Below are 12,408 nucleotides of genomic sequence, written 5' to 3' on the forward strand. Positions count from 1 at the left end.
ACTCAGGGTCTTGTGTCCGGAGCGGGTGTGGTCGGCACGTCCTGCTCCTCTGCCGCTTCGAGCTGCGCCGCCATGGCGCGCTGGTAGCCGGGGCGGTGCTGCAGGCGATGCCAGTACATCAGCGTGCGCTCGCCGAACTCGGGCGACAGGCCCAGGTGCTCGGCCAGCAGCAGCGCATAGCCCACCGAGACATCGGCGGCGGTGAAGCGGCCGGCGCAAAGGTACTCGCCATGGGCGAGGGCGGTTTCCACCGCGCGCAGGCGGGCCAGGAACCAGCGGCGGTAGTCCTCGACCACCTGGGGCTGCTGGCGTGCCTTGGGCTCGAAGCGACCGTAGCGCAGCACCAGGGTCTGGGGAAAGGTCAGCGTCGCCTCGCCCATGTGCAGCCAGTTGAGGTAGGCACCGTAGGCCGGGTCCACGGCACGCACGTCCAGCCCGGCATCGGGGTGAGCGGCAGCCAGGTACTGGCAGATGGCGGCCGATTCGGTCATGCGCACGGCGTCCTGCACGAACAGGGGCACGGTGCCCAGGGGGTTGAGCTCCAGGAAGCTGCGCGCCTTCAGCCGTGGAGGAAAGGGCAGCATGTGCAGCGAGTACGGCAGCTGCAGCTCCTCGAGCATCCACAGGGGACGGAACGAGCGTGCGCTGACGCAGTGGTACAGGTGGATCATCGGCATTGGGGTTCAGTGTAGTGCGCGGCCATGGCCGCAGGGTTCCCCACGCTGCCAGTGCGGTTGCAGATCATGCCGCCGTCCGGGCCAGGCGGCGGTACTCGGCCGGCGAATGCCCGGTCCATCCCTTGAAGGCGCGGATGAAGCTTTTCTCGTTGACGAAACCCGCCGCCTCGGCCACCTGCTTGATGGGCCGGTCGCTGCGGTGCAGAATTTCCATGGCGCGGTTCTGGCGCACCTCGTCCTTGAGGCCCTGCAGGGTGGCGCCTTCCTCCTTGAGCTGGCGGTGCAGCGTGCGCGGTGATACGTGCAGCAGGTGCGCCAGCGATTCGGCGCTGTGCGAGGCCAGTGCCTGGCCTGGGTGGCCCTGCACGGGGGCTCCCAGCAACTGGCGCACGCGGGCTACCAGTAGCCGGTCGCGCCGGTACTGCAGCACCGTGAGCGGCAGCGCATGCTGCAGCATCTGGCGCAGCGCGGCCTCGTCGCGCCGCAGGGGCAGGCTGAGGTAGCGCGCGTCGAAATGGATGGCGGTCTGCGGGGCGCTGAAGCGCACCGGTCCCCCGGGGAACAGCACGCCGTAGGCCTCGGCATGCGGCGGCGCGGCAAAGGCGAACTCGGCCGCCAGCAGCGGCACGCGCGAGTCCACCATCCAGCAGCCCAGGCCCAGGGCGTTGCGCAGCACCGAGACTAGGCAGAACTCGCGCAGGGAGCCCAGGTCGCGGTTCTCCTCGATGGAGAGTGTGGATGTGGTGTCGGCTTGCGTGAGGCGCAGGGTGATGTCGTCCGCCAGCAGACCATGGTGGCGGCACCAGCGCTTGAGCGCCACGCCCAGGTCGGGCGAGCTGATGGAGGCGCGTGCCAGCATGCCGTAGCTGCCCCAGGGCAGGCGCCGGCCGAACCAGCCCAGGGCCTCGTCGTCGAGTTCCCGCATGGCGGAACCCGACACCTCTTCCATCTGCCAGGCCGTGATGCGCGCACTGTCATCGAACAGCAGGCCGGGCGCAATCTGTGCCTGCGCCAAGGCCCAGGCGGGGCTCATGCCGCGGCGCCTGTAAGCGAGTGCAATCGCCTGCACGAAGGCAATCGGGGTGGCCGCTGGGGCGGTCTTGGGGGCTGTAAGGTCGCTGGGTGCGGTGGAGGCAGGGGATTTCACGGGGTACAGTGTGCATGAGCTGTGGCACGATTTGCAACCTTTGTGTCCACCACGGGCCGTGGTGGGCTTCTATGCTTGGGGTGACATTGCCCATGCCGCGCGGGCAAGCGATACGCAAGGAGACAAGACAATGGGTGCAGCCATGCCTTCCGCCACCACCCCACTAGCCACCAGCCTGGCCCGTGGCGCCACCGACGTGCCGCTGATCGAGCAGACGCTGGGCGATTTCTTCGACGCCATGGTGGCCCGCCAGCCCGAGCGCGAGGCGCTGGTCAGCGTACACCAGCAGCTGCGCTACACCTACCGCAGTCTGCAGGCCGAGGCCCGCCGCCTGGCCAGTGCCCTGCTGGGCCTGGGCCTGGTGCCTGGCGACCGCGTGGGCATCTGGTCGCACAACAATGCCGAGTGGGTGCTGATGCAACTGGCCACGGCGCAGGTGGGCCTGGTGCTGGTGAACATCAACCCCGCTTACCGCACCTCCGAGGTGGAGTACGCGCTCAACAAGGTCGGCTGCCGGCTGCTGGTGAGCATGGCGCGCTTCAAGACCAGCGACTACCTGGGTATGCTGCGCGAACTGGCGCCCGAGTGGCAGCGCCAGGAGCCGGGCCGCCTGGGCGCGGTGAAGCTGCCGCACCTCCACACGGTGGTGTGGATCGACGAGGCCGGGCAGGGCGCCGACGAGCCGGGCCTGCTGCGCTTTTCGGACCTGCTGGCGCGCGGCGGTGTGGCCGATGTGCGCGTGGCCGAGGTGGCCGCCGGCCTCCAGGCCACCGACCCCATCAACATCCAGTTCACCAGCGGCACCACGGGTTTCCCCAAGGGTGCCACGCTCACGCACCGCAACATCCTGAACAACGGCTTCTTCATCGGCGAGTGCATGCGCCTCACCCCTGAAGACCGGCTGTGCATCCCCGTGCCGCTGTACCACTGCTTCGGCATGGTGCTGGGCAACCTGGCCTGCTTCACGCACGGCGCGACCATCGTCTACCCCAACGACGGGTTCGATCCGCTCACCGTGCTGCAGACCGTGCAGGACGAGCGTTGCACCGGCCTGCACGGCGTGCCCACCATGTTCATTGCCGAGCTGGACCACCCGCGCTTTGCCGAGTTCGACCTGTCCACTCTGCGCACCGGCATCATGGCCGGCTCACCCTGCCCGACGGAGGTGATGAAGCGCGTGGTCGAGCAGATGCACCTGTCCGAGATCACCATTGCCTACGGCATGACCGAGACCAGCCCCGTGAGCTGCCAGAGCAGCACCGAGACGGCACTGGAAAAGCGCGTCTCCACCGTGGGCCAGGTGCAGCCGCACCTGGAGGTGAAGATAGTGAATCCCGATACGGGCGAAGTCGTGCCCGTGGGCGAGCGCGGCGAGCTGTGCACGCGCGGCTATTCGGTGATGCACGGCTACTGGGGCGACGAGGCCAAGACCCGCGAGGCCATTGACGCCGAGGGCTGGATGCACACCGGCGACCTGGCCACCATGGATGCCGAGGGCTACGTGAACATCGTCGGCCGCATCAAGGACATGGTGATCCGCGGCGGCGAGAACATCTACCCGCGCGAGATCGAGGAGTTTCTCTACCGCCACCCACAGGTGCAGGACGTGCAGGTGGTGGGCGTGCCCGACGCGAAGTACGGCGAGGAGCTGTGTGCCTGGATCGTGGTCAAGCCCGGCCAGGAGCTGACCGAGGAGGCCGTGCGCGCCTTCTGCAAAGGCCAGATCGCGCACTACAAGGTGCCGCGCTACATCCGCTTCGTCACGGGCTTTCCGATGACGGTCACGGGCAAGATCCAGAAATTCAAGATCCGCGACGAAATGAAGGACCAGCTGGGGCTGGCCGAAGAAAAGACTGCTTGAAAGATCCGCTGCATGACCATCCTAGACACCCAACTGAACGCCCGCTCGGCCGACTTCCTGGCCAACGCGGCCGCCATGCGCACCCTGGTCGATGACCTGCGCGGCCACCTCGACAAGGTGGCCCAGGGCGGCGGCGAGGCCGCCCGCGCCAAGCACACGGCGCGCGGCAAGCTGCTGCCGCGCGAGCGCGTGCAGATGCTGCTGGACCCGGGCACGCCCTTCCTGGAGCTGGCACCCCTGGCCGCGCTCAACATGTACAACAACGATGCGCCCAGCGCCGGCCTGATCGCCGGCATCGGCCGCGTGAGCGGCGTGGACTGCATGGTGGTGTGCAACGACGCCACGGTGAAGGGCGGCACCTACTACCCGCTCACCGTCAAGAAGCACCTGCGCGCGCAGGAAGTGGCGCAGCAGAACCACCTGACCTGCATCTACCTGGTGGATTCGGGCGGCGCCAACCTGCCCAACCAGGACGAGGTCTTCCCCGACCGCGACCACTTCGGCCGCATCTTCTTCAACCAGGCCAACATGAGCGCCCAGGGCATCTCGCAGATCGCCGTGGTCATGGGCAGCTGCACGGCCGGCGGCGCCTATGTGCCGGCCATGAGCGACGAGTCCATCATCGTCAAGAACCAGGGCACCATCTTCCTGGGCGGCCCGCCGCTGGTGAAGGCTGCCACGGGCGAGGTGGTCACGGCCGAGGACCTGGGCGGCGGCGACGTGCACACGCGCCTGTCGGGCGTGGCCGACCACCTGGCGCAGAACGACCTGCATGCGCTGCAGCTGGCGCGCAATGCGGTGCGCAACCTCAACAAGGCCAAGGCCGCCTCGCCGGCCGACAGCGCGCCGCTGCCGCCGAAGTTTGCCGGTGAAGAGCTCTATGGCGTGATCCCCGTGGACACGCGCAAGCCCTTTGACGTGCGCGAGATCATCGCCCGCATCGTCGATGGCAGCGAGTTCGACGAGTTCAAGGCGCGCTACGGCACCACGCTGGTCACGGGCTTTGCGCGCATCGAGGGCATGGCCGTGGGCATCATCGCCAACAACGGCATCCTGTTCAGCGAGTCGGCCCTGAAGGGCGCGCACTTCATCGAGCTGTGCTGCCAGCGCAAGATCCCGCTGGTCTTCCTGCAGAACATCACTGGCTTCATGGTCGGGCGCAAGTACGAGAACGAAGGCATCGCGCGCAACGGCGCGAAGATGGTCACGGCCGTGGCCACGGCCGCCGTGCCCAAGTTCACCATCATCATCGGCGGCAGCTTCGGCGCCGGCAACTACGGCATGTGCGGCCGCGCCTACAGCCCGCGCTTTCTGTGGATGTGGCCCAACGCGCGCATCAGCGTCATGGGCGGCGATCAGGCCGCCGGCGTGCTGGCCACCGTCAAGCGCGATGGCATCGAGGGCAAGGGCGGCCAGTGGAGCGCCGAGGAGGAAGAAGCCTTCAGGGCTCCCATCCGCCGCCAGTACGAAGACCAGGGCCACCCCTACTACGCCACTGCGCGCCTGTGGGACGACGGCGTGATCGACCCGGCCGACACGCGCCGCGTGCTGGCGCTGGGCCTGGCTGCGACACGCAACGCGCCCATCGAAGACACCAAGTTCGGTTTGTTCCGGATGTAAGGACTGATTGCCATGGGAACGAACAACCTCGCCATCACCTATGCAGGCGCCGTGGCGCGCATCACGCTCACGCAGCCCGAGATCCGCAACGCCTTCAGCGACGAAGTCATCGCCGAGATCACCGCCGCCTTCACCGAAGTGGGCGCACGCGCCGACGTGCGCGCCGTGGTGCTGGCGGCCGAGGGCCCGGCCTTCTGCGCGGGCGCCAACCTCAACTGGATGCGCCGCATGGCCGACTACACGCGCGACGAGAACGTCGCCGACGCAGGCAAGCTCGCCGAGATGCTGCGCGTGATCTACGAATGCCCCAAGCCCACCATCGCGCGTGTGCAGGGCGATGTGTACGCCGGTGGCGTGGGCCTGGTGGCCGCTTGCGACATGGCGGTGGCGGTGGACACGGCGGGCTTCTGCCTGAGCGAGGTGAAGCTGGGCCTGATCCCTGCGACCATCAGCCCTTACGTGATCCGCGCCATGGGTGCGCGCGCGGCGCACCGCTACTTTCTCACGGCCGAGCGCTTCAGCGCAGCCGAGGCGCTGCGCATCGGCTTCGTGCACGAGGTGGTGGCGGCCGACCTGGGCATGGAGGCGCTCGACGCCAAGGTGGCCGAGCTGCTCAAGGCGCTGACCAGTGCCAGCCCTGCGGCCGTGCGCGCCTGCAAGAAGCTGGTGATCGATGTGGCCGAGCGCGAAATCGACGCACAGCTGATCGACGCCACGGTGCAGGGTATTGCCGACATCCGCGCCAGCGAGGAAGGCCGCGAGGGCGTGCAGTCCTTCCTGCAAAAGCGCAAGCCCGCCTGGCTGGCCGTGTGATCCTCTGACAGGAAATCCCCATGGACGCACTCTGGCTCAGCATCGTTCAGTGGCTGCACACCATCGGCCTGCACGTGGACGCGGGCACCGCACGCGACGTGGCCGGCGGGGTGGCCCGCGCCACCCAGCAGCTCGACATGCCCGGCCTGCTGGCCCTGGCGGCGGCTTTGGGCTGGGCCAGTGGCGTGCGCCTGTACGCCGTGGTCTTCATGGTCGGTGCCATGGGCTGGGCCGGCTGGCTGCCGCTGCCGCCGGGCCTGGCAGTGCTGCAAAGCCCGATGGTGCTGGCGGTCAGCGGTTGCATGCTGGTGGTGGAGTTCTTCGCCGACAAGGTGCCATGGTTTGACAGCCTGTGGGATGCCGTGCATGCCTTTATCCGGGTGCCCGCCGGGGCATTGCTGGCCGCCGGTGTGTTCGGGGCCGACAGCGCCACCATGGGGCTGGTGGGCGGGCTGATGGGGGGCTCGCTGGCCGCCACCTCCCTGGCCACCAAGATGACGGCGCGCGCTGCGGCCAACACCTCGCCCGAACCGTTCTCCAACTGGGGCCTGTCCTTTCTTGAGGACGGGCTGGTGGTCGGCGTGGTCTGGCTCGCCACGCAGTACCCGGTGACCTTCGGTGTGGTGCTGGTGGTGATGCTGGTGGTCTCGGTGCTGCTGCTGGTGGTGCTCTTCAAGTTTCTGCGCGCCGTGCTGCGGCGCTTGTCTTCTCTCTTTTCCGGCCCCGCGAAGGCGGTTTAATTCCTATGTTTACCAAGATCCTGATTGCCAACCGGGGCGAGATCGCTTGCCGTGTTGCCGCCACCGCCCGCCGCATGGGGGTGAAGACCGTGGCGGTGTACTCGGACGCCGATGCGGGTGCCAAGCATGTGGCCGTGTGCGACGAGGCCGTGCACATCGGCGGCAGTGCACCCAAGGAAAGCTACCTGCAGTGGCAGCGCATCATCGCCGCCGCCAAGGCCACGGGTGCGCAGGCCGTGCATCCGGGCTACGGCTTCCTGAGCGAGAACGAGGAATTCGCCCAGGCCTGCGCCGACGCGGGCCTGGTGTTCATCGGCCCGCCTCCTTCGGCGATCCAGGCCATGGGGCTCAAGGCCGAGTCCAAGCAGCTCATGGAGAAGGCCGGTGTGCCGCTGGTGCCCGGCTACCACGGTGCCGACCAGGACCCGGCCCTGCTGCAGCGCGAGGCCGACCGCATCGGCTACCCGGTGCTCATCAAGGCCAGCGCCGGTGGCGGTGGCAAGGGCATGCGCGCGGTGGATTCGGCGGCCGAGTTCGCCGATGCCCTGGCCTCGTGCCAGCGCGAGGCCATCAACAGCTTCGGTGACGACGCGGTGCTGATCGAAAAGTACGTACAGCGCCCGCGCCACATCGAGATTCAGGTGTTTGGCGACACATTGGGCAACTGCGTCTACCTGTTCGAGCGCGACTGCTCGGTGCAGCGCCGGCACCAGAAGGTGCTGGAGGAAGCCCCGGCCCCGGGCATGACCGAGGCCATGCGCCAACAGATGGGCAATGCCGCCGTGGCCGCCGCGCGCGCCGTGAACTACGTGGGCGCCGGCACGGTGGAATTCATCGTCGAGCAGCGCGCAGACGGCAGCATGACCTTCTTCTTCATGGAGATGAACACCCGCCTGCAGGTGGAGCACCCCGTGACCGAGGCCATCACCGGCCAGGACCTGGTGGAGTGGCAGCTGCGCGTGGCCTCGGGCGAGCCGCTGCCGCTGGCGCAGGACCAGCTGCGCATCACCGGCCACGCCATCGAGGCGCGCATCTGCGCAGAGAACCCCGACAACAACTTCCTGCCCGCCACGGGCACGCTGCACGTGTACGGCCTGCCGTCCCACGTGGCCTTCGAGCGCGGCACGGTGCGCGTGGACTCGGGCGTGCGCCAGGGCGATGCCATCAGCCCGTTCTACGACTCCATGGTGGCCAAGCTCATCGTGCATGGCGACACGCGCGAGCAGGCCCTGGCCCGCCTGGACGAGGCCCTGGCCCAGACGCACATCGTGGGGCTGGCCACCAATGTGCAGTTCCTGCGGCGCGTGGCACGCACCGATTCGTTCGCCCAGGCACAACTTGACACCGCGCTGATCCCGCGCGAGCAGGCCGTGCTGTTCAAGAGGGAGGACGTGGGCCTGCCGCTGGCCGCCGCCAGCGCCGTGGCGCAGACCCTGCTGCGCGAGCGCGCGGCCGAGGGTGTGGACCCGTTCAGCCGCCGCGATGGCTTTCATACGCACGGTGTGGTGCAGCGCCGCTTCGAGTTCCAGTTCGGCGGCGAGCATGCCAAGGCCTGGCTGACCTACGAGCGTGGCGGCAGCCTGCACCTGGCGGTGGGCGAGGGCGATGCCCAGGTGGCCGGGCCGCTGGTGTTCTCCCCCGTGGGCGATGCCATCGACCTGCAGTTCGCCGGCCAGCGCACGCGCGCCGCCGTGTACGCCCAGGGCGAGGTGGACCATGTGTTCACGCCCGTGGGTGCCACGCAGATCGTGGCCATCGACCTGCTGGCCCATTCCGGCGAAGCGGCGGCCGAGGGCGGGCGCCTCACGGCCCCCATGCCCGGCAAGGTGGTGTCGGTCGCCGTCAAGGCCGGCGACAAGGTCGCCAAGGGCCAGGCCCTGGCCGTGATGGAGGCGATGAAAATGGAGCACACTATTGCCGCCCCGGTGGATGGCGTGGTGCAGGAGCTGCTCTATGCGCCTGGCGACCAGGTGGCCGAAGGGGCCGAGCTGCTCAAGCTGGTGGCAACTGCTGCCTGACTCCCTGCAGGCGCGGTACGCTTACGGCCCATGAACATCACTTTTTGCTGTACCGATACCAAGGCCGAGCCTTGGCTGCAAGGCCTGCAGGCGGCCCTGCCCGATGCCTCCATCTCCGTCTGGCAACCGGGCGCACCCCAGGCCGACTACGCCGTGGTCTGGGCGCCGCCCCAGCAGTTCATGGACGAGCAGCAGGCCCTGAAGGCGCTGTTCAACATCGGCGCGGGCGTGGATGCCTTGCTCAAGCTGCGCCTGCCGCCCGGCGTGCGCGTGGTGCGCCTGGACGATGCCGGCATGGCCGTGCAGATGGCCGAGTACGTGTGCCACGCCGTCATCCGCCATTTCCGCGAGTTCGACGCCTACGAGGCCGACATGCAGACTGGCCGCTGGGGCTACCGCAAGCCGCGCCTGCGCAGCGAGTTCCCGGTCGGCGTGATGGGGCTCGGCGTGCTGGGCGAGCGCGTGGCGCGGGCGCTGGCGCAGTTCGACTTTCCGGTCAACGGCTGGAGCCGCTCGCCCAAGGCCATCGAGGGCGTGCGCGGGTTCAGCGGCACCGGGTCATTCAACGACTTCCTTGGCGCCAGCCGCGTGCTGGTGAACCTGCTGCCGCTCACGCCCGATACGCAGGACATCATCAACCGCGAGACCCTCTCGCGCCTGCAGCCCGGCGCCTACGTGGTCAACGTGGCGCGTGGAGCGCACCTGGTGGAAGACGACCTGCTGGCCCTGATTGACAGCGGCCACGTGGCCGGCGCCACGCTGGACGTGTTTCGCAAGGAGCCGCTGCCCGCCGGCCACCCGTTCTGGAACCACCCGCGCATCGTGGCCACACCCCACACCTCGGCGCGCACCTTGCGCGAAGAGAGCATTGCGCAGATCGCTGGCAAGATCGCGTCGCTGCAGCGCGGTGAGGCTGTGGCGGGCGTGGTCGACCCCGGGCGCGGTTACTGAGGTCAGGGACAGAGCCCCGTCCCCCCATTTCATCCGGAGACTACCCATGAGCATTCCCGCCAGAGTCAAGCTCGTCGATGTGGGCCCGCGCGACGGCCTGCAAAACGAGAGATCCCCCGTACCGGCCGAAATCAAGATCGGTTTGGTGCACCGCCTGCAGGAGGCGGGCCTCAAGAACATCGAGGTCACGAGCTATGTCTCGCCCAAGTGGGTGCCGCAGATGGCGGACAACCACGAGGTCATGGAAGGCATCGCGCGCCAGGCGGGCATCGTCTACTCGGTGCTCACACCCAACCTCCAGGGCTACGAGGCCGCCGTGCGCGACCGGCCCGACGAGATCGTGGTCTTCGGTTCGGCCAGCGAGGCTTTCAGCCAGAAGAACATCAACTGCTCCATTGCCGAGAGCATCGAGCGCTTCGCCCCCGTGGTGCAGGCTGCGCGCGCGGCCGGCATCCATGTGCGTGGCGCCATGAGCTGCACGGTGGGCTGCCCCTACGAGGGCGAGATCGCGCCCGAGCGCGTGGCCTACCTGGCCGGCCTCATGAAGGGCATCGGCGTGCAGCATGTGGGCGTGGCCGACACCATTGGCGTGGGCACGCCGCGCAAGGTGCAGCGGGCGATGGAGGCCACCTTGCAGCACTACGGCATCGACGATGTCTCGGGCCATTTCCACGACACCTACGGCCAGGCCCTGGCCAACACCCTGGCCACGCTGGAGATGGGCGTCTGGCAGTACGACACCTCGGTGGCAGGTCTGGGCGGCTGCCCCTACGCCAAGGGCGCCACCGGCAATGTGGCCACCGAAGACGTGGTCTACATGCTGCAGGGCATGGGCATCGATACCGGCATCGACCTCGACAAGCTGATCGACGCGGGGGCCTACATCAGCAGCTTTCTGAACCGCAAGCCCAACTCGCGCGCGGCCAATGCCTTGCTGACCAAGCGGGCGGGCTGACCATGGGGCCTGGAAGGCCCGACAATGGGGGACCAGCGGGCGGCACCGGGCCGCCCCACCATGACCAGTGCGGGAACCTTGGATATGTGCGGAGCGGAACTGAAGAACTTGCCGGAAGGCGTGCAACGGGTGGCAGCGGCGCTGCAGGCGCAGGGCCATCCCCACATGCCGCAGATGCTCGACGACGCGGCGCGCACCGCCCAGCAGGCGGCCGATGCCCTGGGCATCCTCGTCGGCCAGGTGGCCAAGAGCATCATCTTTCGGCGCAAGAGCGACGACGCGGCGGTGCTCGTGGTGACCTCGGGCGACCGGCGCGTGGACGAAAAGAAGGTCGAAGCCCACGTGGGCAAGGTCGGCCGGGCCGATGCCGAGTTCGTGAAGGCACGCACCGGCTTTTCCATCGGCGGCGTATCGCCGCTGGCGCATGCCACGCCGCCCGTCACGCTGATCGACCGCGACCTGCTGCGCTTTGACGTGGTGTGGGCGGCGGCAGGGCATCCGCACAGCGTGTTCCCGCTGCACCCGAACGACCTCACGCGCCTGACCGGGGCGCCCGTGGTGGACGTGGTGCAGGAGCCCGCACCAACTGTGCCACCTGCAGCGGCATGACCCCGGTCGAGCTGCTGGCCAACCACGCCCGCCAGATCGGCGTGGCTGGGCACTTCGACGCCCGCAGCCAGGAGCCCATGCCCTCGCCCTGCATCTCGGTGTGCCGCATGTCGCCCGACCGCAGCCACTGCGAGGGCTGCTTTCGCACGCTGGACGAGATCCGCATCTGGGGTGGCGCCGATAGCGCCGTGCGCCGTACCATCTGGGCGCAATTGCTGCTGCGCGCGGGCATCGCTCCGTTTGACGCCAAGGGGATATCTCCATGAAACGCATCACGTTCTACCTGGACTTCATTTCGCCCTATGCCTGGCTGGCCTTCGAGCGCCTGCCCCAGGTGCTGGAGGGGCTGAGCTACAGCGTGGCCTACCAACCGGTGCTGCTCGGTGCCCTGCTGGCACAGCACGCAAATCCGGGCCCGGCCGGCATCGCGCCCAAGCGCGAATGGACCTACCGCCATGTGACCTGGCTCGGCCACGCCCACGGCATCGGCCTGCAGATGCCGGCGCGCCACCCCTTCAACCCGCTGCCGCTGCTGCGCCAGGCGCTGGCCTGCAGCGATGACGGCACCATCAACCGCTACGTGGCTGGCACCGTGCTGCGCCATGTCTGGCTGGGCGGGCAGGACGCGCTGGACCCGGCGCGCATGGCCGATCTGGCCACCGCATTGGCCGAGCAGCTGCGGCCCGGCCAGGACATTGCGAGCGAGGCCCCCAAGGCGCTGCTGCGCGCCAACACCGAGGCCGCGCAGGCCGCCGGCGTGTTCGGTGTGCCCGCCTTCGAGGTCGATGGCAAGCTGTTCTGGGGGCTCGACGGCCTGCCCATGCTGCGTGCCTACCTCGATGGCGATGCCTGGTTCGCTGGGCCGGACTGGGACGGCGTGGTCGCGGTTCCTTCGGGGCTCGCGAACAAGGGCTGATGGCTGTGGGGAGGCTGGCCCTTCCTGACAGCCTGCCTGTCAGCCTGTCGGGGTAAACACCGCCCTCCGTCCTCGCCTTCTCGCATGCTGAAAGCGGGCGC

General features: G+C 68.6%; 12 protein-coding genes. 10 read left to right on the forward strand and 2 right to left on the reverse strand.

What is annotated here, in order from left to right; genetic code table 11:
* Positions 1-2: 2 nt before the first annotated feature.
* Complete coding sequence (locus ACSQ9E_RS32640; protein ID WP_436220288.1) at positions 3-671, reverse strand: glutathione S-transferase family protein; 669 nt, start codon at positions 669-671, stop codon at positions 3-5.
* Between the two features lie 70 nt (positions 672-741).
* Entirely contained in the window at positions 742-1,824 is a 1,083-nt protein-coding gene (locus ACSQ9E_RS32645) for an AraC family transcriptional regulator (RefSeq protein ID WP_436220152.1), read from the reverse strand.
* A 142-nt stretch (positions 1,825-1,966) separates the two neighbouring features.
* Here ACSQ9E_RS32645 and ACSQ9E_RS32650 point away from each other — a divergent pair, with 142 nt between their 5' ends.
* The 10 genes from ACSQ9E_RS32650 (at position 1,967) to ACSQ9E_RS32695 (ending at position 12,307) form a co-directional block, all read left to right on the forward strand.
* Complete coding sequence (locus ACSQ9E_RS32650) at positions 1,967-3,685, forward strand: AMP-binding protein (protein WP_436220289.1); 1,719 nt, start codon at positions 1,967-1,969, stop codon at positions 3,683-3,685.
* Positions 3,686-3,697: 12 nt separating this feature from the next.
* Positions 3,698-5,305 carry a carboxyl transferase domain-containing protein gene (locus ACSQ9E_RS32655; protein WP_436220153.1) on the forward strand — a complete coding sequence of 536 codons (1,608 nt, stop codon included), beginning with the start codon at positions 3,698-3,700 and terminating at the stop codon, positions 5,303-5,305.
* 12 nt (positions 5,306-5,317) lie between these two features.
* Complete coding sequence (locus ACSQ9E_RS32660; RefSeq protein ID WP_057201561.1) at positions 5,318-6,118, forward strand: enoyl-CoA hydratase/isomerase family protein; 801 nt, start codon at positions 5,318-5,320, stop codon at positions 6,116-6,118.
* A gap of 20 nt (positions 6,119-6,138) precedes the next feature.
* The gene (locus tag ACSQ9E_RS32665; protein WP_057201562.1) at positions 6,139-6,858 is read left to right on the forward strand and encodes a DUF4126 domain-containing protein; all 720 of its coding nucleotides are present in this window, start codon (positions 6,139-6,141) and stop codon (positions 6,856-6,858) included.
* Between the two features lie 5 nt (positions 6,859-6,863).
* On the forward strand, positions 6,864-8,876 hold the full coding sequence (locus ACSQ9E_RS32670; protein WP_436220154.1) for an acetyl/propionyl/methylcrotonyl-CoA carboxylase subunit alpha: 2,013 nt from the start codon (positions 6,864-6,866) through the stop codon (positions 8,874-8,876).
* A gap of 30 nt (positions 8,877-8,906) precedes the next feature.
* On the forward strand, positions 8,907-9,827 hold the full coding sequence (locus tag ACSQ9E_RS32675; RefSeq protein ID WP_436220155.1) for a 2-hydroxyacid dehydrogenase: 921 nt from the start codon (positions 8,907-8,909) through the stop codon (positions 9,825-9,827).
* 46 nt (positions 9,828-9,873) lie between these two features.
* Positions 9,874-10,782: a hydroxymethylglutaryl-CoA lyase gene (locus ACSQ9E_RS32680; RefSeq protein WP_436220156.1), complete on the forward strand. Its 909-nt coding sequence runs from the start codon at positions 9,874-9,876 to the stop codon at positions 10,780-10,782.
* A gap of 84 nt (positions 10,783-10,866) precedes the next feature.
* Entirely contained in the window at positions 10,867-11,391 is a 525-nt protein-coding gene (locus ACSQ9E_RS32685; RefSeq protein WP_057201566.1) for a YbaK/EbsC family protein, read from the forward strand.
* Complete coding sequence (locus ACSQ9E_RS32690; protein WP_057201567.1) at positions 11,388-11,657, forward strand: DUF1289 domain-containing protein; 270 nt, start codon at positions 11,388-11,390, stop codon at positions 11,655-11,657. Before ACSQ9E_RS32685 ends, ACSQ9E_RS32690 begins: the two co-directional genes overlap by 4 nt.
* On the forward strand, positions 11,654-12,307 hold the full coding sequence (locus tag ACSQ9E_RS32695; RefSeq protein WP_436220157.1) for a 2-hydroxychromene-2-carboxylate isomerase: 654 nt from the start codon (positions 11,654-11,656) through the stop codon (positions 12,305-12,307). The genes ACSQ9E_RS32690 and ACSQ9E_RS32695 overlap by 4 nt, the downstream gene beginning before the upstream one ends.
* The last annotated feature ends 101 nt before the right edge of the window (positions 12,308-12,408 follow it).

It is taken from the genome of Acidovorax sp. LjRoot118, from assembly GCF_964253575.1.
In the GTDB taxonomy this organism is placed as follows: Bacteria; Pseudomonadota; Gammaproteobacteria; order Burkholderiales; family Burkholderiaceae_C; genus Acidovorax.